The 19853-nt window shown below is 50.9% G+C and carries 15 protein-coding genes; 10 read left to right on the top strand and 5 right to left on the bottom strand.

Going from position 1 to position 19853, the window contains the following annotated elements:
* Positions 1–188 precede the first annotated feature (188 nt).
* From ACN0YR_RS13655 to ACN0YR_RS13645, 3 genes are all read right to left on the bottom strand, one after another.
* A complete protein-coding gene (locus ACN0YR_RS13655; RefSeq protein ID WP_417849791.1) occupies positions 189–1193 on the bottom strand; it encodes a mevalonate kinase in 1005 nt (334 codons plus the stop codon).
* The gene (locus ACN0YR_RS13650; RefSeq protein WP_417849790.1) at positions 1193–2098 is read right to left on the bottom strand and encodes a UTP--glucose-1-phosphate uridylyltransferase; all 906 of its coding nucleotides are present in this window, start codon (positions 2096–2098) and stop codon (positions 1193–1195) included. Before ACN0YR_RS13650 ends, ACN0YR_RS13655 begins: the two co-directional genes overlap by 1 nt.
* A gap of 377 nt (positions 2099–2475) precedes the next feature.
* Entirely contained in the window at positions 2476–3960 is a 1485-nt protein-coding gene (locus ACN0YR_RS13645; protein ID WP_417849789.1) for a leucyl aminopeptidase, read from the bottom strand.
* A 293-nt stretch (positions 3961–4253) separates the two neighbouring features.
* On the opposite strand from ACN0YR_RS13645, the gene ACN0YR_RS13640 reads away from it, so the two are divergent.
* Positions 4254–5579, top strand: coding sequence for a DUF1501 domain-containing protein (locus tag ACN0YR_RS13640; RefSeq protein ID WP_417849788.1), 1326 nt, complete (start codon positions 4254–4256; stop codon positions 5577–5579).
* A gap of 324 nt (positions 5580–5903) precedes the next feature.
* Here ACN0YR_RS13640 and ACN0YR_RS13635 read toward each other — a convergent pair whose 3' ends face one another.
* Entirely contained in the window at positions 5904–7109 is a 1206-nt protein-coding gene (locus ACN0YR_RS13635; protein WP_417849787.1) for a M14-type cytosolic carboxypeptidase, read from the bottom strand.
* Positions 7110–7449: 340 nt separating this feature from the next.
* On the opposite strand from ACN0YR_RS13635, the gene ACN0YR_RS13630 reads away from it, so the two are divergent.
* The 3 genes from ACN0YR_RS13630 (at position 7450) to ACN0YR_RS13620 (ending at position 13072) form a co-directional block, all read left to right on the top strand.
* The gene (locus ACN0YR_RS13630) at positions 7450–10056 is read left to right on the top strand and encodes a PSD1 and planctomycete cytochrome C domain-containing protein (RefSeq protein ID WP_417849786.1); all 2607 of its coding nucleotides are present in this window, start codon (positions 7450–7452) and stop codon (positions 10054–10056) included.
* Between the two features lie 17 nt (positions 10057–10073).
* Complete coding sequence (locus ACN0YR_RS13625; protein WP_417849785.1) at positions 10074–11522, top strand: DUF1501 domain-containing protein; 1449 nt, start codon at positions 10074–10076, stop codon at positions 11520–11522.
* 239 nt (positions 11523–11761) lie between these two features.
* Entirely contained in the window at positions 11762–13072 is a 1311-nt protein-coding gene (locus ACN0YR_RS13620) for a Gfo/Idh/MocA family protein (protein WP_417849784.1), read from the top strand.
* A 195-nt stretch (positions 13073–13267) separates the two neighbouring features.
* On the opposite strand, the gene ACN0YR_RS13615 is transcribed toward ACN0YR_RS13620, so the two are convergent.
* A complete protein-coding gene (locus ACN0YR_RS13615; protein ID WP_417849783.1) occupies positions 13268–13924 on the bottom strand; it encodes a hypothetical protein in 657 nt (218 codons plus the stop codon).
* Between the two features lie 188 nt (positions 13925–14112).
* Here ACN0YR_RS13615 and ACN0YR_RS13610 point away from each other — a divergent pair, with 188 nt between their 5' ends.
* The 6 genes from ACN0YR_RS13610 to ACN0YR_RS13585 all read left to right on the top strand — a co-directional run bounded on the left by ACN0YR_RS13610 (position 14113) and on the right by ACN0YR_RS13585 (position 19790).
* A complete protein-coding gene (locus ACN0YR_RS13610) occupies positions 14113–14730 on the top strand; it encodes an A24 family peptidase (RefSeq protein WP_417849782.1) in 618 nt (205 codons plus the stop codon).
* Positions 14727–15134, top strand: a complete 408-nt coding sequence (locus ACN0YR_RS13605; protein ID WP_417849781.1) for a TadE/TadG family type IV pilus assembly protein — start codon at positions 14727–14729, stop codon at positions 15132–15134. Before ACN0YR_RS13610 ends, ACN0YR_RS13605 begins: the two co-directional genes overlap by 4 nt.
* A 40-nt stretch (positions 15135–15174) precedes the next feature.
* Positions 15175–16209: a Flp pilus assembly protein CpaB gene (gene cpaB / locus ACN0YR_RS13600; protein WP_417849780.1), complete on the top strand. Its 1035-nt coding sequence runs from the start codon at positions 15175–15177 to the stop codon at positions 16207–16209.
* Positions 16210–16336: 127 nt separating this feature from the next.
* Positions 16337–17512, top strand: a complete 1176-nt coding sequence (locus tag ACN0YR_RS13595; RefSeq protein ID WP_417849779.1) for a pilus assembly protein TadG-related protein — start codon at positions 16337–16339, stop codon at positions 17510–17512.
* A 35-nt stretch (positions 17513–17547) separates the two neighbouring features.
* On the top strand, positions 17548–18873 hold the full coding sequence (locus tag ACN0YR_RS13590) for a CpaF family protein (protein ID WP_417849778.1): 1326 nt from the start codon (positions 17548–17550) through the stop codon (positions 18871–18873).
* Positions 18874–18941: 68 nt separating this feature from the next.
* Positions 18942–19790: a type II secretion system F family protein gene (locus ACN0YR_RS13585; protein ID WP_417849777.1), complete on the top strand. Its 849-nt coding sequence runs from the start codon at positions 18942–18944 to the stop codon at positions 19788–19790.
* The last annotated feature ends 63 nt before the right edge of the window (positions 19791–19853 follow it).

Raw genomic sequence — 19853 nt, 5'->3', positions numbered from 1 at the left:
TGGGGAGTCTTTCGTTATCGCCCGTTTGATGCGTCACGTTTTACAGCATCTTTCAAATTGGTTGGCAGGTTCTGCCTCACAATCTTCCGTCTCGCGATAGGCTGTCTGTGAAGTCATGAAAGTGACTTGCAGGGACACGACAAGCATTGAAATGCTCGAGTTGTCTCATTGATTGTGTCATTGGCAGGTCAGATCATCGGTTTGATGACCTTGCAGTGTATCTTTTCGAGAGCGGTTTTGAGTTGTTGGTACATCGTCTCGTCTTTGTAAGTTCCGACGATCGCTCCTCCTGAACCAGCGAATTTTGCACTGGCACCAACGGCGCGGGCTGCTTCAATCATGTTGATGTGTGACTGAGAGATCGAGCAGATGCTTGCGCGAATGTTGAAGTTTTGGTCAATCGCTTGATGAAGAACCTCAGCTTGGCCTGTCTCAATCGCAGATCGTGCGGTGTCGGTCAGGAGAGCAAGTTCCTTCATGGCATTCACGACATCCGGGTCACCAGAATTGTATCTGGCGCGAAGCGGATTGTGGACAACATAGGTCGGCTCGCCAACTTCTATACTGTAGGCGATGTAAACAGGAGGGAGCATACTCGAGTCGAGGCGTTCGTATTTGCCACATTCCATTCCATCTTCAATGGACATGGAAGACTCTGCGAAGTCCATCGCGACCAAGCCTTCATAAATCTGAACAACTCTGTCTTGCAGGCCGGCGGGGATTCCGAGTTCGATCGTTTCCACACTGAGAGCGAGCGATGGCTGCACATGTAGCGGAACACTCACATGGTAGAAGTCCATGAGTGATCTCAACGTTGCGACAATGATAGCGCTCGAACCAGCCATCCCGACCGCTCTGGGGATTGAGGTCGAGTAACGAATGGAAAAATTTCGATCGTGCAGCGTGATGTTTTTCGCTTTGCAGTATTCGTAGAAGCGCTTGATCGTCGCCTTGATCAGACGGACTCCTCCGTAATATCCATGCAATTCGACATCTTCAGCGAGTTCGCCGATGGACTGGAAACTACTCTGGTCATTGTCTGACCAGACGATCTCAACTTTCGGCCAATCGTACAGAGTGACCTCAGCGAAGAACTGCTTGATTGTCATCGCAATGGTTTTTCCGTGGTATCCGTCAGAAGGATTTCCTACGAAACCTGCGCGAGCATAGGCTCGTCGGCGAATGATTTCCATTATTCTACCTCTGACTTCAAGCTGAGCTTCTCCCGGAGATAGATCTCCAATCCTTCACCATACTGAGGATCGGAAAGTGCAAAATCCACGAATGCCTGGAAGTAGCTTCCGAAGTTTCCGATATCGAATCGGGGCTCATCTTTTGGCAGGCGGATCCCGATTCCTTTTCCACCTTTCTTGAGAACCTGCTGCATCGCATCGGTCAGTTGAATCTCTCCCCCTTTTCCACGTTCTGTTTTTTGCAGTTCCTCAAAAATTGCGGGGCTGAAGACATACCGGGCAGCGACGGCGAGATTACTTGGGGCTTCATCGACAGCAGGTTTTTCGATGAGACTTTCAAGTTCGAAGACGTCTCCGGTAATCGCTCCTTTGGGTTTTGCGATACCGTAGTTAACAACGTCTTTGGGGTTATCAAGTTCCTCAAAGCAGACGATGACATCAGCTTTGGTTTTTTCGTATTCATTGATCATCCGTTCCACGATATGGGATTTGGCGTGCATTCCGATGATGGAATCTCCCAGTGCCACAACGAACGGTTGCTTGCCGACGAACGGTTCGCCAATCAACACGGCGTGCCCCAGTCCAAGTTGCTCGCGTTGGCGAGTGTACGCGTACTGCACTTGGCTTCGTTCGAAGGCGAGTTCTGCGAGCTGTTCTTCCTTTCCGGTTTGCCGGAGATGGCTGGTCAGTTGCTGATTGACATCAAAGAAATCTTCGATGGATGATTTCCCGTAGCCAGTCACGAACAGAATGCGTTTGATCCCCGATTCACGAAGTTCTTCGACAACATACTGAACGACCGGGCGTCGTCCGACTGGAAGCATCTCTTTGGGTTGGCTCTTCGTTGCTGGTAAAAGTCGAGTGCCTAACCCAGCGACTGGGACAACGGCAAGATCGAGAGCCATGAATTTTCTCCTGAAACGGTGAATTGCGATCAGATCAGCGAGTCGTGACCTGCTAAATAGTGACTTTGAGAACAGACCCAAAACCAGGATTTGGCTTCTCTAGAGCCGTTTGCTCTACCGTTCGCCCGTGAAGAACGCATTTCTCCAGGAAAAATGCAGTTCGCCACGAGGCAGAACCTGCAAACCAATTCGAAAGATGCTCTAAAAGAGAATGGATTCCGCCTCGCTGATGCTTCTGAATAGGTTCTGAATGTCGATCTTGATCGATTTGGGAGATCAAGAAAAGAGGAACCATCGAAAGAAATAGCCCCGAAAGCGACATCTTGGGACATCTCTGCGATCACTGCGAAGATCATCAACAGATTCTGATCAAAAAACTATAAATTTGCCTCCGCAAGCCGCACAAGCGCTCGAACCATGACCCCTGTCCCTCCGGCATCCCGTTGAGCGGAGCTTGATTCGACATACGACGGACCAGCGATATCGAGGTGGACCCACGGGGTCTCTCCAACAAATTGTTCGAGAAACTTGGCTGCGGTGATTGCTCCTCCCCAGCGGCTGCCGATGTTTTTGCAGTCCGCAAATTCGGATTTCAGCTGTTCAGCGAAGTAGTCATACATTGGCATTTGCCAGATGTCTTCTCCCTGCTCGCGGGCAGATTTGAGGACCGAATCGCACCAGGGTTGATCGTTTGAAAATGCACCAACGATGTCGTTTCCCAATGCGATGACACAGGCTCCGGTGAGTGTTGCCAGGTCCACGAGCTTGTCGACTTTATCGTCGACCGCAAAGGCCAGTGCATCGGCCAGAACAAGTCGGCCTTCGGCGTCGGTGTTATGGATTTCGATCGTCTTGCCGTTGCGAGCAGTCAGGACACTTCCCAGTTTGTATGCAGCTCCGCCGGTCATGTTTTCGACCAGCCCCATGTAACCGACTACGTTGACCGGCAGCTTCAGTTTTGCAATCGCGAGGACTGCACCAAGCACGGTTGCCGCTCCAGCCATGTCTGACTTCATCGTGATCATGCCCGCTGACGTTTTCAGCGAAAGCCCACCACTGTCGAAGGTCACCCCTTTTCCAACAAGCCCTAATGTGGGAGCCTCTTTACCTCCCCCGTTGTACTTCAAAACAACCATACGCGGGGGACGTTCACTCCCTTGAGAGACAGCCAGCATCGCTCCCATCTTTTCGTCTTTCAGCATCTCCTCGTCAAAGATTTCGCCACGAATTCCCAAGTCAGCGGCTTCGTCCGCAGCTCGTTGTGCAAAAGTGTCAGGATAAATGTCGTCAGGGTGGCGATTGACCAGCTCGCGTGTCAGGTTGACGGCCTCACCGAGAATGACTCCTCGTCGGACCGCAGCTTTGTTTTCCTTGTTCGCTTCGATCTCTGTGATGAGAACTTCTTTGAACGGGTAGCGGCTTTTCTCATCCTGATACAGTCCCTGCCCTGAGCAGCTGACAGTGACGGTGTCAGAGAGGAATTCGAGTGCGACAGGTTCTCCGAGGGCAGTAACGATAACCTCTGGCGTACAGAGTCCGAGACTCTGTTTTTCTTTGGTGGCAATTTTTCGAATCGCTGTGGAATAGGCTTTTCGTAACTCCTGAAGCGACTGCTTCTCTGCCGGTCCGAGACCGACGATCAGCAGGCGATCTGCTTCGAGCCCCGGAGCGTCTCCTAATATTGAAATCTCACCTGCTTTCCCGGTGAGATCTTCCCGTTCACGCATCCGTGACAGGCTGCCTCCTAAGGCTTCGTCGAGACGTTGTAGGCTGGGGCTGAATTCGTCATTTTCGGAGATCCCTGCGACAAGCCAGTTGACTTTGACTTCAGTGGAAGAGGTTGTTGTGATGGAAAATTTCATGTGATGAACCCGCGCGGTAGATATGAGAAAATAAAGAAGCAAGAAAGATGACGTAAACGGTTTTTCAGATTAAGGCTCCGATCGTATCAACTCACTCGGCAATCTCTCCACCCCAACCGTTGCAATCCTTACAGACAAAAGGTTGTTGATCTGTTGCAGCGAGTCTTGCCGATGGCATAAGATACCGAGCGAGACTTTCGTGCAAACATTTTGAGTCTCCACGGACTTGCCTACTTCTCCTACATTCATTGCTTCAACTCAGCCCTCCCTGAAGCAAAATGGAGTTCCTGCCCATGTTGAGTTTCCTGCCATCAGTCAATCGAAATTGTGAATCCATCTCCCGCCGGCACGCTTTACAGATCGGGAGTCTGGCTGGATTGGGATTGTCGCTTCCGAATTTTCTCTCAACCAAAGCAGCCAATGCAGCGACCGCGCTCTCCCCGAAAGATACGAACTGTATTTTGATTTGGACCCGCGGAGGAACTAGTCATCACGATACGTTCGATCCAAAGCCGAATGCCCCGGTCAGCGTGCGAGGTGAGTTTGGTGTGATCGATACAGCGATCCCGGGAGTGCAGTTCACTGAGATCGTTCCGACGATGGCGAAGGAGTTGAATCGCTTTGCCCTGTTGCGAAGTTGGAATCCTCAAAATGGTTCTCACGGACACGCCGATCAGTTTGTGATGTCGGGACGGAAATTCAACGCGGGTGTCTCTTATCCAACATTCGGTTCAGTCGTTGGTTGGCAAAAGGGCTTCAAAACGGCATTGCCTCCGTTTGTGCAACTTGGCAATAACGTCGATCAGCGTTTTGGTGGAGGAATGGCGGGCATCCTCGGTTTGGAGCACAATGCGTTCGAAGTTCTAGCTGATCCGAACGCCAAAAAATTCGATGTGCGAGACATCACTCCACCACAAGGTGTGGACGCGAAGCGGATTGACCGTCGACAAAGAATGCTCTCGAAAATTGATTCTCTGCAAGCTTACGCAGAAAACCAACCAGCGGCATTCGAAGCGATTGACGAACACTATCAGGCAGCGATCAACATGATTACCGCTCCTGAAACGAAGAAGGCATTTCAAATTGATGAAGAGAGTCCCGAACTCCGGGACAAATATGGCCGACACAAATTCGGTCAAAGTTGTCTACTGGCGCGGAGAATGATTCAGTCCGGAGTTCGGTTCGTGACAGTGACTGACGGAGGCTGGGACACTCACGCGAATAATTTCAAATCTCTGAAGGCGAATCGAATCCCTCCTGTCGATCAGGGATTGCCTGCTCTTTTAGAAGATCTTGAAGACCGTGGCATGCTCGATTCGACATTGGTCGTCTGGCTGACAGACTTCGGAAGAACACCCAACATCAACTCTGCAAGTGGTCGCGATCACTGGGCCAGTTCCGGCTTTGCGATCATGGCTGGCGCGGGCGTTCCCGGAGGTTCCGTTCTCGGTGCGACCGATGAGGAAGGGGGCAAACCGATTCGAAATGAATACACTTCCGCGGACATCGCTGCCACAATCTATTCCAAGCTCGGGCTTCCGACTGACCTCATCGCTCACGCTCCCGACGGACGTCCCATCCGTCTCATCGAGGGCGATCCAATCAGAGAGTGGATGTAGGGCTTTCGAGTTGGTGTGGCACTTGGAGAGTGTGTAGACTGATCCCCTGTCACTAGATCATCTTTCGAATTGGTTTGCAGGATCTGCCTCGTGGCGAACAGCATTTTTACTGGAGAAATACGTTCTTCACGGGCACACGGTAGAGCAAACTGCTCTAGAGCATCTTTCGAATTGGTTTGCAGGTTCTGCCTCGTAGTGAACAGCAATTTTACTGGTAGAACGCATTCTTCATGAACGTAGCACGGGACCATTGTCCCGTCAGCTTCGTTCGCAACGACAGTCTCCGCCGAAGCCCAGTCCGGAGTTCGGGCTCTGCGACTCACTCTACTTTTGGGAGCGTCGATCCTGCTCGAAATACTTACTGATCGTGAGACCAAGTTCCCGGCCGACTTGCTCGTAGTTGGAGACTGTACTCTCGGGAGTGTTCCAGGCAGTCTCCAAAGTCACAGCGACAACATGATCTTGAGTGTGGCTCGCGACCCAGTTCTTACTGATGAACATCCACGCGTTACGATCATATTTGGGGCCGGATTCAATCGCTCTTCCTTTGAATGAAAGCGGTCCTGTGATTTGCTCCTTTGATGTCTTAAGGAACGTTTCCAGGTTTTGCCGTCCGATCGGTGGGAATTGGTCTTTCGGTGGAATGAAATAGAACGGATTTTTGTCACCGGCCGCCGGGTTATGCAGATCAACAAAAAGATCGAAGTTGCCGCTTTTGTCCTGGTCTCGGATCGCAACCTGAGCAGTTGCAACCGCTTTCCAGTGGGGCTCATCTGACCAGTCGCGATTATGGTCTTGAGGCTTTTGATTTTTCCCACCGGCTCCGATCTGCACATTGTCAACGTCCATGATTGGAACAACCGTGATGAGTGCTTTCTTGCGAAGTTTCTGAGCCGCTGGGTCATCAGAAACGACCCACTTCACGAATCCATTGCAAACCCAGCTAGAGCCGGATTCCCACGCATGTTGTCTCGCCTGAATCCAGATTCCAATACGCTCCGGAGACTCGGGAGCTTCGGTGATGACCAACGCTGGAGTTGGATTTCCGCCACGCGTTTGGCAAAGCTCGACCGCCTCAACATAGGGATGCTTCGCTGCAAGATCGGCAGCCTTCTGGGCATGTTCCAGGAGAAAAGGTGCTCCCCAGGCAATCCAGATTTCCGCAGCAGGAACTTTGATTTCATAACGAATTCGTTTTCCGGTTCGTACACCCGGTTTTGTTTGCTGCCATGATTGGTTGTCATGGCTGAAGACTGCCTGATCTGGCGTGGCCCAAGGTGCGTTGCCGACGTCGAGAGTCAGTGTCTCTCCAGTTTGTAGCCCACTGATTCTGGCGTACCACCAGCAGACGAAACCTTTCCCCTGATGTGGCGTCGGAGAAAGTGTTACGACACGTTTTTCCTGATCAATTGACTCAACCTTCGCGGAGCCGCCAGGAAAGTCGACATCGACCTGAATCACTCCTGCACTTGCGAAGGTTGATCCAAAGGTGCAGCAAGACAGAAGTGCGAAAAATCGAATTCGGGTCAAAAGTCACCTCTTTAGGCTTGTTGAGATCTCTTCAGGAAATCATTGGGGTAATAAAGCAGTTTGCTCTATCGTGTGCCCGTGAATAACGCGTTTCGTCAATAAAATTGCTTCTCGCCACGAGGCCGAACCTGTATACCAACTTGAAAGATGTTCTAACTTGTGAATGGCTTCAAAGTCGCACAACAGGACCGCCTGCAGGGGCTTTTCATCGTAAAACTGAAATCAGTCTTGCGGAAGGTTTTTTTCTGGTCGATGAGGAAATATGTACCAATTCCTGCTTTGGCGTGGTACAATTCACTCCCCCACTTATTTAATTTTCCCACCTACACCACTGCCCTCCATGTTACGATCCACCGCATTATTGCTGGTTCTCTTTATTGGTCGTGCCACAGTTGCGGACCAGGCTCCAGCTGTCTCATTTGAAAAAGACATTCGTCCCATCCTCAAAGCAGCCTGTTTTCACTGTCATGGTGAAGAGGGTGTGAAAGAAGGAGGGCTCGATGTTCGTTTATCGCGATTCCTTTTAGAAGGGGGAGATTCTGGTCCCGCATTTGTAAAAGGAAACGGCGAGGAGAGCTATCTCTATCAGCGAGTCCGTGATGGTGAGATGCCTCCGGAAGAATCGCATCAGTTGTCGCCGGAAGAGATTGAAACGATCCGCAAGTGGATCGACGCTGGCGCACCCACTCTACGAGAAGAACCAGAAACCCTTGAAGGGCCGCTGATTACACCCGAAGAACTCGCTCACTGGTCGTATCAACCGATTCAGGCTCCGGAAATTCCAAAGGTGCAGGGATCTGAACTTGTCAGCAATCCCATCGACGCATTTATTCTCCAGCAGCTCGAAGCGGAGGGGTTTTCGTTCACGACACCTGCTGAGCGGAATACTTTAATTCGAAGATTGAAGTTTAACTTAACGGGACTGCCTCCCACTCCCGAGGAAATCGAAAAATTTGTCAAGAATGAATCTCCCGATGCGTATTCGCAACTGGTTGATCATTGGCTGGCATCTCCGCACTATGGAGAACGTTGGGGGCGGCACTGGCTTGATGTTGCAGGGTATTCAGACTCAGAAGGTTACAACACTGCCGACAAAGTGCGTCCGGATGCCTGGCGGTATCGCGACTACGTCATACGGTCATTCAACGAAGATAAACCGTTTGATCGCTTTATTCTCGAACAACTCGCCGGGGATGAACTCATTACGTCAAAGATCAACAACCTCACTCCTGAAGATGCTGAGTTGTTAGCAGCAACAGGATTTTTGCGGATGGCTCCCGATGGAACCGGTGGAGCCGTGGACGACAAAGACCTCGCACGCAATGAGGTCGTCGCCGAGACACTGAAGATTGTGACCTCTTCCTTAATGGGAATGACGGTTGGATGTGCCCAATGCCACGACCATCGCTACGATCCCATTCCGCAAGCGGATTACTATCAATTACGAGCGGTCTTCGATCCCGCGCTCGATTGGAAGAAATGGCGTACACCAGCGCAGCGCCGTGTCTCTCTCTATACTGACGAAGATCGAAAACTCGCTGCCGAAATTGAAGAGGAAGCCAAGAAGATCCTGGCAGAACGAGCCAAAAAGCAGGACGAGTTCATCCAGGCGACTTTTGAAAAGCAATTAGCGAAGCTTCCTGAAGAACTTCACGAGTTGGGACGTGCCGCACACGCAACCGCTGCGAAGAAACGGACTCCTGAACAGAAGGATCTGATCAAGAAGCATCCCACGCTCAATGTGACTGCGGGGTCCCTTTACCTGTACGACAGAAAGGCTGCCGACGAATTAAAAGCTCTGGCTGACAAAGCCAACGAAATTCGTAAGAAGAAACCGCAGCAGAATTACGTCCGGGCAACGATGGAACTCAATGGAGTGGTTCCAGACAGCTATCTGTTTGCACGAGGTGATCATGAACAGCCAAAACAGAAAGTGTTACCAAGTGGACTGACCGTAGTCTCACTCACTTCAGATGTTCCTGAAATTCCGGAGAACGATCCGAAATTCAGCACCACTGGCCGTCGGACTGCACTTGCGAAACGTTTGACGCATCCGAATCATCCTTTGACTGCCCGTGTGATCGTGAATCGAATCTGGTTGCATCACTTCGGCCAGGGGCTGGTTGCCACGCCGACCGATTTCGGCAAGCTTGGATCGAAGCCAACGCATCCGGAATTGCTCGACTGGCTCGCCTTGGAATTCATCAACTCGGGGTGGAGTGTCAAACATCTTCACCGCTTGATTCTCAATTCGACGACGTGGCAGCAGGCCGCTCATCGTTCACAAGACCTGACAGCAGCCGACCCGGAAAATCTGCTGTACGGGGCCGCCAATCTACGTCGAATCGATGCCGAAACTGTCAGGGACTCGATCCTGTTTGTCGCTGGAGTCTTGAATGAGGATGTCTACGGCGAGCCCGTTCCTGTGATGGCGGATAAGGTGGGGCGCTGGGTACTGGGAATTGAAAACTTAAACGCCGGTCGACCAGGAAAAGTGATCCCTTTGAGAGGGGAAGAACACCGCCGTAGTGTTTATGTGCAATCACGTCGCAGCCGACCACTTTCAGTCATGGAAGCCTTTGACTTACCTCAAATGTCACCGAACTGCGAAGTTCGTCGAGCCTCGACAGCAACTCCTCAATCGTTAATGCTTCTGAACAGTGAGTTTGCTTTGAACTATTCCAAAGTGCTCGCGGAGCGGATTCAAAAAGAACACCCAGACAATCTGGAGTCGCAGATTCAGGCGGCTTGGAATCTTTCATACGGTCGGAATGCCGAAAGCTCAGAAGTTGTTGAAGCTCAAGCGTTCGTTGGAGAACAAGTCAAGTTGCTGGAAGGCCGCATCTCTCTGAAAAAAGATGATGATGCTCAGCCCATTCAACTGGAAGCTTTGGCGAATTTGTGCCAAATGCTGTTTAGCTCCAACGAGTTCCTCTACATCAACTAAAACCAAGAGAAGTCAGAATGCAATTCGAGAACCATCAAACTCGACGTCATTTCCTCGCGCAAAGCTCGCTGAGCGTTAGCTCACTGGCGTTGGCTTGGCTCCTGGAAAAAGAAGCGAACGCAGCTCCTAAAAAACCACCGTTTGTGCAACCGGTCTACGATGCCAAGCCGAAGGAAACGGAGCATCCCGCTCAAGCCAAGGCGATGATTTCGTTATGGATGCAAGGTGGACCAAGTCATCATGACATGTTCGATCCCAAACCGGAGATGGCAAAATACGATGGCAAAGCGTTTCCGGGGGAGATCAAATACGACAATGCCGCACAGGCGAGTTCGAAGGTGTTTCACAGCCCATGGAAATTCGCTCCTCGTGGTGAGTGTGGGATGGAACTCTCGGAGTTGATTCCGTACACCAGTGCTATCGCTGACGATATTTGTCTGATCCGGTCGATGCGGACGACTGTCAATAATCACGGTCAGTCGATCCGGGCTTTGCAAACCGGTCGGATTCTTGAAGGACGTCCGACTCTTGGAAGTTGGCTAACCTACGGTCTGGGCTGTGAAGCAGATAACCTGCCCGCCTTTATGGCGCTGATCGATCCGGGGCAACTACCCGTTCTGGGGGTTGAGAATTGGCAGAATGGATTCCTCCCTTCGACTTATCAGGGGACTGTTGTGCGACCTCAGGAGCCGAGAATTCTCGATCTCGTTCCACCTCCACATTTGAAGGGGGCACCTCAACAAAACGCACTGAATTTCCTCGACAGCCTCAATCGCCGGCATCAGGAGCGTTTTCCGGGACAGCACGATTTAGAAGCTCGAATAGCGACGTATGAACTGGCAGCCAAGATGCAAGTCGCGGCGACCGAAGCTCTCGATTTGTCAAAGGAGACGAAGGCGACCCAAGAGATGTACGGGATTCACAGTGAGAACAAAACGACAAGTGAATACGGAACACGTTGCCTGATTGCTCGCCGACTGATTGAACGTGGCGTCCGCTTCGTTCAGGTTTATACACAAAACCAGCTCTGGGATAGCCACAACGGAATTATCGGTTCGCTTCCTAAAGCCTGTGCAAAAGTTGACCAACCTTCCGCTGCATTGGTCACCGACTTGAAAGCTCGTGGACTCCTCGATTCTACCGTCGTCCATTGGGGTGGAGAGATGGGGCGTTTACCAGTCATTCAAAATGATGGCGGTCGAGCTAAAATCGGTCGCGATCACAACACACATGGATTCAGTTCCTGGGTTGCCGGAGGTGGATTCAAGGCTGGTCACGTTCACGGAAAAACCGATGAGTGGGGGCACAAAGCTGTCGAGGATGTCGTCAATCACTATGACTACCATGCCACATTGATGCACTTGTTCGGACTCAAACACGACGAACTCAAATATGAATACGCCAAGCGAGAGCAAACTCTCACGGATAATCAGCCAGCCAAAGTGATCGAAGGCTTGCTGGCATAATCCGGGACGCCCGAAAAATCAATTAATTTCAACACATTTCACATCAACTCATTTTACGGTGAATCAGAACAATCTCAGTCAGTTCCATTGACCCGAGACTCGTTGTGGCTTTATCAATTACTTAAGAAAAGGTCCGGAACCCCAAAATTGACCTCTCAAATACTGAGGAATGTCTTCATTATCGAGGTGATCGGATAGGTCCCAACTTCACGTAGCACTTCAATAAAACGGAATCGAATATGACCAAACAATACCAAACAAATCGACGTGATTTCCTGAAGACCACAACGATGGCCGGTGCGGGAGCCATCGCAGCTGGTGTCTGGACTGGAGCACAAGCACAGGATTCGAAGTCACCAAATGAGAAGCTGAACATCGCCTGCATCGGAACTGCAAACCGTGCTGCCGCTGACATTCAGGGTGTCTTAGGAGAAAATATTGTCGCTCTTGTTGATGTCGACAAAAATTATCTCGATCGGAAGCTGAAGGAAATTCCCGGCGCACGCCCTTATGCCGATTATCGAGAAATGCTCGATGCCGAAAAAGGCAAAATTGATGCAGTCGTGATCGGAACGACCGATCATCATCATGCACCAGCGACGATTCGTGCGATCCGTGCTGGTTTGCATGTTTACTGTGAAAAGCCGCTGACACACACCGTTCAGGAAGCTCGCATTATCGCTGAAGCTGCCAAAGAAGCGGGTGTTGCCACTCAGTTGGGAACGCAAATTCATGCTGGAAACAACTATCGTCGAGTTGTCGAAATCATTCAATCGGGAGCGATTGGTGATGTGACCGAAGCTCATGTTTGGGTTGGAAAAGGTTGGGGCGGTGGAGAGCGTCCGGAAAAAGCAGAACAGCCACCTGCTCACTTGAACTGGGATCTCTGGTTGGGACCGGCTCCTGAACGTCCTTACGCTGCTGGACGTTACCACCCAGCTCAATGGCGTCGCTGGTGGGATTTCGGTCAAGGAACTTTGGGCGACATGGGTTGCCATTACATGGACCTTCCATTCTGGGCACTCAAGCTGCGTCACCCGACCAGTTGTGTCGCCACCGGTCCAGAAGTCCATCCGGAAACTTGCCCACTCGGTTTAACCGTCGAGTATCAGTTCCCGAAACGTGGGGACCTTGCTCCTTGTAAACTGACCTGGTACGACGGCAACATGACTCCGAAGAAAATTGCTGGCGAACGCGTCCCCGGAAGCGGTGTGATGTTCGTTGGGACTGAAGGTCACATGTTTGCTGACTACGGCAACTACCGATTGTTCCCACGCGAAAAATTCGCTGATTTCACAGCTCCTGCAGAATCGATTCCGAACTCCATTGGCCACCACGCAGAGTGGATCAAAGCCTGCAAAGATGGGTCACCGACCACTTGCAACTTTGATTATTCCGGCGCACTGTCCGAAACTGTTCTGCTCGGAAACGTTGCCTACCGAACCGGTGAAAAACTGGAATGGGACGCTGCAAATCTGAAAGCGACAAACACTTCAGCCGCAGATCAGTACATCAGCAAGCAGTACCGTACCGGTTGGGAAGTTTCGTAGCACAGCGTATGCGGCATTCTTTGAATGCGGCTGGACGCGAAAGTCAAACACCCTCGGCACAGCACATTGTGTCGAGGGTGTTTTTTTGTGCACATCGTCATGAGAGCATTTCGCTATACCGTTTACCCGTGAAGGGCGCGATTCAATAGTAAAACCGCTGTTCATTACGAAGCAGAATGCGATTTGAGAAATTCTTTACGCAGCAGTGGTTTCGTCGAGTTCGAGCGCCGGCAAGCGGGTGGTCAGTTTGACTTTGAGGTTGCGCTCACCACGGGCGTTATAGAAGTAGATGACGTTGGTGTCGGCAGCCCAGATAGCGGCGAGCTTCAAGCTGCGGGGGCCGCGCAATCGGTATTCGATTGCGCAGACGCGGTCTTTAATGACTAGCGGGGACTTTCTGGTTTCAAATTGTTCGGAAAGAAGATTCTCAGACTCACAGAGGGTCTGATGAACAAAAGAGTGAAGTTCATCGAAAGATTCCAGAGTTCGATCGATTTCTTGCATATCCCTCGCCTGTCTCTGTTGAGTGTTTAGAGCATCTTTCGAATTGGTTTGCAGGATCTGCCTTGTGGCGAACAGCATTTTCACTAGCGAAATGCGTTCTTCACGGGCACACGGTAGAGCAAACTGCTCTAGACATCCTTGTCCGGGGTAAGTCATCGGCAGGCGGGGAGGGTTCACTTCGAAAACGCTTTGCTTGCTGCTGCATCTGGTGTGGAAGGCATGATTGGTCAAATCGTTACGATCCGCATCATCGCTGGGGGAGACTCGCGATGTCTTGATGAGAAGCTTTTGAATCGTCTTCTGAGGTTCAATTTGTAGCGAATGTGCAGGTTTGTGTGACGTTTTCACTTGCTCTTGGGATCAGTTCGTCAGGAATGCAGCACCAGAGCTACCGTTACAGTTAATAATTGAGCAAGTAAAAATGTGAGTTTCAGGCAACATAGGCGACCTTTTCTGGAAACATGTCGTAGTGTTGCAACATTATTGGGATTCCCGTGAGTTTTCCCGATTCGATTTGACCACCGTGGAAAAGAGACATGTCTCCAAGTGCCATTATTGTTGTTGTTGCAGTCAGCCTGTTTACCGTGGCTGCCATGGTTTGGGATGTTCGATTCAAAAAGATTCCGAACAAGCTGACAATTCCGATGTTCTTCGCTGGCTGGGTTTTTCAGATTGGAATGTCGCTCATGTATGGCTGGCATCATCTTGGCTCAGCTGTCTTGGGATTCATGGTCGGATTTGGAATCCTGTTCGTGCTGTGGTTCATCGGCGGTGGCGGCGGTGGAGACGTCAAGTTGATGGGAGCACTGAGTGTTTGGCTTGGTTTTAAGCTGACTTTATGGGTGATGCTCACCAGTACGGTCATCGTGCTCTTGCTGACCATTGGCGTCATCGTGTGGAGTCTGACCTCTCGGGGATTGAAAAGTACCAAGAAGAAATATCTCGGAACGGGAAAAACTCCTGCCGGGAAAAAGCCAGTTACAGAGACATCTGATGACAAACTCAAACGACGCGTCATGACTTACGCCGGTCCTGTCGGTCTGGCTACGTGGCTGGTATTGGCCTGGAACTATCCACAACTCAATCCGCAAGTCGGAGCAGATGAGAAGGCTCCTCAGGATGTCATCTCTCAACCAGTGGAAGCGGTGGAATGAGACGGTACCCAATCAAGCAAAGTCGTTCGCGTCGTGGATTCGTGAGCCTGGAAGTGATTCTGGTGCTGCCGATGTTCATCGTTCTGCTTCTGGGACTCTGTGAGTTCTCCCTGCTGTTTACGGCACGAGGGGAGATCGTTGAATCAGCCCGCGCTGGAGCAAGAATGGCCACGCTTCATGGTGTGGATGATGTGATCGTGGAAGAAGAAGTCCGGAAGACCTTGAGTCGGAATCTGGGAACGTACGCGAAAGTCAATTCACAATTGGGAAAGTATTCCGGGGACGAAGTTGTTGTCCAGGTTCGAGTCCCGATGGCCTCAGTGACTCCAGATTTGCTCTGGCCTATTGGCTATAGCGTGAGAGGTCGTGAAGTGATTGCGGTCGCTCGGATGCGAAAAGAATAACGAAACAAATTCAATCTATTTTGATAGCGGAGAGAGTACCGTGCGACGATTGTCACCTGCTTTACTGACGATGGTTATGCTGGGAGTCGTTGGACTTCTAGTCGCCATGTATTTTGCTAAAAATATGTTCGCGACTGAGGACCCTGTCGATCCTGATCCGATTCGGAACATCCCGATGGCGCTCACCGACTTGCCCCCCGGGACGAAGATTACTTCTGAGCATATCGGGACCGGTCGCGCACGTAGCTCTTCAGTGACTCCTGAAACAGTCATTTCAGATCGGATCCTGCTTGGGAGAATTGTGAAAGATGCGATTTCTGCTGCCAAGCCGATTTCTTCCTCATCGCTCTACCCACCAAACGAAGGCCCCCCACTTGAGTTGGCTCCCGGGACACGTGCCGTGACCGTCAACTTTGATGGCTCGTCATCAGGCACGATTGATTTACTCAAAGCAGGTCAATACGTCGACGTTCTGTTCTCACCCTCCGATTTGCCGAACTTTGATCAATCTGGCGGGTTGATCATGACGTTGTTCAAGGGCGTTAAAATTATTGCCATTAACGGCGTGACCATTGGCTCCTCCCGCGGTGGACGTGGTGGCGAAAAAGTGACACTCGAATTGACTCCGGAGCAGGCCAATATTCTGTTGCTGACAGAAGAAAAAGGAAAACTTGACCTCACCTATACCGGAGAAGGAAAAGGGAGCGGCGTTGTCGGTGTCGACGATGAAAACCGTGCGACTCTCAATCAAATTCTGGGACTGACCCCTCCTGAAGACCCCGAAAAACAGACAGCCTTCACGACAGAAGTCTTCAACGGAACTGGTCGCCAGTTACGTTCGTTTGTTGATGGAAAGCTGACAGATCGATATCTGATCGAGCAGCAAGACTTCAATTCAGACGACCTTAGAAACAACCGTCAAGGACAGTGGTCAAGAGGCAGAGCAACAGCGGACGCCTCAAGCGTGAATGACGCTGACAATCGACAAGACAACAACGATCGTTCTCAAGGATTAAACGGAGATTCCGTTGACTCCGCGAATCGCGGGCAAGATGTCAGTGGACGCTCGTTCTAATTTTGGAAGTCTTCCTGCGATTGGAATTGGCTTCGATCGCAACCGTTTTGAGAAGTCCGCAGTACGGACCTGGGCAAACACAGAACAAGCAAGTTCAGTTCACAGCGAACTCTAATTTTCAACGACAATGCAAATCAGAACCCCACAATCTGAGACTCTCAAGCGACGCGGCACCTTAATGCCGGCGTTAGCGATTGCGATTCTGGTTGCTGGTGGAGCGGTTGCTTTTGCTCTGGATGCTCTTTGGTTATCGACTGCTCAACGCGAGTTGAAAACAGCTGCGGATGCCGCAGCCCTGGCAGCAGGTCAACGAATGGCCAGCGACGATCTTCTTCGAGTCGATCTTGATAGTCCGAAGAAAGCAGATTTCGTTCGTGAAATTGCTCGCAATTCAGCATTATTGAATCGTGCCGTCGGTCGTGAAGTTGCTGTCAGTCTTGATCCTCATGTCGATATTCGCTTCGGTCGACCGGTCGTCAATTTGAATACCGGCTCGACAACATTTATTGAAACCGATTACTTCCCAACAACGGTCATTGTCGCGACACATTGCGATCGAAAGAATGGAAACCCGGTTTCGCTGTTCATGCCATATCTCACGGGAATGGCGACTGCCGACGTCACCGCGATTTCCGAAGCGTCGATCAGCAATCAGGTTTCTGCTGTCCGTCCGATGGAGAATGCTAACGTTCCTGCCTGGCCGCTGGCGATTCTGGAACTTGACGGGGGCGAGCAGGATGACTGGGCGAGCACCATCGAAGGCCGGTCCGGGCAAGACCTGTTCGGTTGGGATCACGAGGGAAAACGAATCATCAATGCTCCCGATGGCATTCCTGAAATTGTCTTGCGAAGCGGTAACAGCCAACGACTTGGAAACGTTCGCATTGTTGATATCAACACCTCTCTGCGAGACGAAGCTCTCAGAAATCAGTTCTTAAACGGGTGGTCGGAAGACGATCTCAAAGAATTCGGAAACGAGCTTGGATTCGAAAGCGGTCCCCTGACACTCAATGCGACTGATGACTTCTCAGGAATGCCCTACAAAGAATTGAGGCAGCAAATCGGTCAAGAGCGTGTCGTGCTTTTGTATCGGGAGTCTCCTTCAACGGAATACACCTCAACTCCTTCGGTCTTAACGACTCGACTTGTTTCGATTCGTCTCTTAGAGATCACGGAGCTTGGTGATGAAATTGAATTGATCGTTCAGCCGACTGTCATTGCAACACGGACAGCAGTCTTGAGCGAACAACGACCGGACGCACCAAAGAATCCATACCTTTATCGCCTCGCGATTACACAGTAGCCAAATCCCGTACAGGGAAGCAGAAGGACAAACTTATGGTTGCCGTTGCAGAAAATACAGTTGAGAAGACAGCTGAGACAGCTTTGAGCTTTCAGGAAATGAAAACTCGATTGCATCGACAAATCGTTGATTCAATAGACATGTCCAAAGCTGGGGAATTGGGTGAAGCTGAGTTTCGCTCGCAACTCACAGCTTTGGCTAATCATTTGTGCGGACGTCCCGACTTGTCGCTGACAGAACAGCAGCAACAGCAGATGGTCCGTGAGTTGATGGACGAAATCTACGGGTTTGGTCCATTGCAATCATTGATGAATGATCCAGAAGTGAGTGACGTTCTGGTAAACGGTGCCAACTCTGTCTTCATTGAACGAAACGGACTTCTGGAACGGACTGATGTTCGTTTTGCCAATGACGATCACCTGCTTCATTTCATTCAGCGACTGGTCGGACAAGCTGGTCGTCGTATCGATGAAGTCTCGCCGATGGTCGATGCCAAACTTGCGGACGGTTCACGTTTGCATGCTGTGATCCCTCCGTTGGCGTTACGTGGGCCAACGCTTTCCATTCGTCGATTCAAAACACAAATTGTGCGAATCGAAGACATGATTAAGATGGATACACTCGCTCCGGAAATGGCAGAGTTTCTCATTACCGCAGTCAAAGCTCGAGCAAACATTCTCTTCTCTGGAGGAACCGGTGCCGGGAAAACGACCATGCTCAATAATATGAGTCGTTTCATTCCTTCGTCACAACGTGTAATCACGATTGAAGAAACCGCCGAGCTTCAATTGCAGCAAAGCGATGTGGTCGGACTGGAAACTCGCCTGCCAAACATTGAAGGAAAAGGGACAGTTTCACCACGTGACCTGTTGAGAAACTCACTGCGAATGCGGCCTGACCGCATTATCGTCGGGGAAGCACGCGGTGGAGAAGTGCTCGATATGCTGCAGGCGATGAACACCGGTCATGATGGATCGATGAGTACAGTTCACGCCAACGATACTCGTGATGCTCTGTCTCGGCTGGAACTGATGATCGCTCTTTCAGGAGCGGAACTTCCGACCAAGGTGACACGTCAATACATCGCATCGGCAATCCAGTTGTTCGTTCACATCGCTCGTCTGAGCAGCGGGGAACGAAAGGTATTGCGAATCTCGGAACTCTCCGGAGTCAAAGATGGAGAATTCGTGATCAACGACATTTTTGTCTATCGCATGGCTGGTAAGAATCCAGCTGGGCAAGTTGTTGGGTCGTTTTACGCAACCGGATATGAGCCACAAGTTGTCCGTAAAATGGCAGCCGCAGGACATGATATTAAAACGTCACTCTTCGCTCCTCGCGAATTGACTTCCGGGAAGTAACGACGCAAGCCACAAACGAACAGAGATTCCTTTTCGCCCCTTCGGGGGCAGCGCCAGAGACCAATCCCATGGCAACCACAACAGTTCTTCGACAACCAGAATTCGCGGGAATCCTTCGCGATGAAGAAGTCTTCGCGATCGAGAACGACAATTCGCTCGGGAACCGTATTAACGGTTGGTTCGACGATCTGATGCTGCAATCAGGACTCGGAGTCACACCGGGGATGATTCTGGCACTCTCGTTGTGTTCAGCATTCACGGTCGGCGGATTCATTTTCGTCTTGCAGGAAAACTTGCTGACAACAGCCTTCGGAGCAGCTTTCGGTTCGATGTTGCCCATTTTGTTCACGATCTTCACCCGATCACGACGACAATCAAAAATTACCAGCCAACTTCCACCGATGATTGATGAACTCGCCCGAGCTGCAAAGACGGGTCGGTCGCTCGAAAAATCACTCGCATTGGTTGCACACGATACCCCTTCTCCTTTGGGTGACGAACTTTTGTATTGCACTCGCAAACTGGAAATGGGGTTGAGCGTCGAAAATTCGTTGAAAGAACTTCCCTCGCGAACCGGTGTGGTCGCGACCAGTGTCCTTGTGACAGCCCTGTCGGTGCACATGCAGACCGGTGGTGACCTCGTCAAAGTTCTCGAACGATTGTCTCAAACATTGCGAGACCGAATTCAATTTCTCGGACGCCTCAAAGCTGCGACTGCGGCCAGTCGGGCGACTGCTGTTTTGATGATTGTGCTTCCGCCGGCGATCGTTGGATTCTTTGTTCTGCGAGACGGTGAGTATCTGACGACCTTACTGGAGTCGACTTGGGGTATGCGGATTACGGTGACTGCCGTCGTTCTGGAACTTATCGGAGCAATGTGGGTTCTCAGAATTTTGAAAACAAGCGAAAAAGTTTAACTCCGATTATTGATCAGCTGGGATGCGATGGCACCCACCTGGTTCCAGGTCATAATGAGATCC

The sequence above is a fragment of the Thalassoglobus sp. genome, assembly GCF_048270125.1.
In the GTDB taxonomy this organism is placed as follows: domain Bacteria; phylum Planctomycetota; class Planctomycetia; order Planctomycetales; family Planctomycetaceae; genus Thalassoglobus.
The sequence above is the reverse complement of the archived record's forward strand: the minus strand, read 5'-3'. Positions and strand labels throughout refer to the sequence as shown.

Coding starts and splice junctions, on each gene's coding strand:
- ACN0YR_RS13655 (WP_417849791.1), bottom strand. CDS start 1,193: ATGGAAATCATTCGCCGACGAGCCTATGCTCGCGCAGGTTTCGTAGGA.
- ACN0YR_RS13650 (WP_417849790.1), bottom strand. CDS start 2,098: ATGGCTCTCGATCTTGCCGTTGTCCCAGTCGCTGGGTTAGGCACTCGA.
- ACN0YR_RS13645 (WP_417849789.1), bottom strand. CDS start 3,960: ATGAAATTTTCCATCACAACAACCTCTTCCACTGAAGTCAAAGTCAAC.
- ACN0YR_RS13640 (WP_417849788.1), top strand. CDS start 4,254: ATGTTGAGTTTCCTGCCATCAGTCAATCGAAATTGTGAATCCATCTCC.
- ACN0YR_RS13630 (WP_417849786.1), top strand. CDS start 7,450: ATGTTACGATCCACCGCATTATTGCTGGTTCTCTTTATTGGTCGTGCC.
- ACN0YR_RS13625 (WP_417849785.1), top strand. CDS start 10,074: ATGCAATTCGAGAACCATCAAACTCGACGTCATTTCCTCGCGCAAAGC.
- ACN0YR_RS13620 (WP_417849784.1), top strand. CDS start 11,762: ATGACCAAACAATACCAAACAAATCGACGTGATTTCCTGAAGACCACA.
- ACN0YR_RS13610 (WP_417849782.1), top strand. CDS start 14,113: ATGTCTCCAAGTGCCATTATTGTTGTTGTTGCAGTCAGCCTGTTTACC.
- ACN0YR_RS13605 (WP_417849781.1), top strand. CDS start 14,727: ATGAGACGGTACCCAATCAAGCAAAGTCGTTCGCGTCGTGGATTCGTG.
- ACN0YR_RS13595 (WP_417849779.1), top strand. CDS start 16,337: ATGCAAATCAGAACCCCACAATCTGAGACTCTCAAGCGACGCGGCACC.
- ACN0YR_RS13590 (WP_417849778.1), top strand. CDS start 17,548: ATGGTTGCCGTTGCAGAAAATACAGTTGAGAAGACAGCTGAGACAGCT.
- ACN0YR_RS13585 (WP_417849777.1), top strand. CDS start 18,942: ATGGCAACCACAACAGTTCTTCGACAACCAGAATTCGCGGGAATCCTT.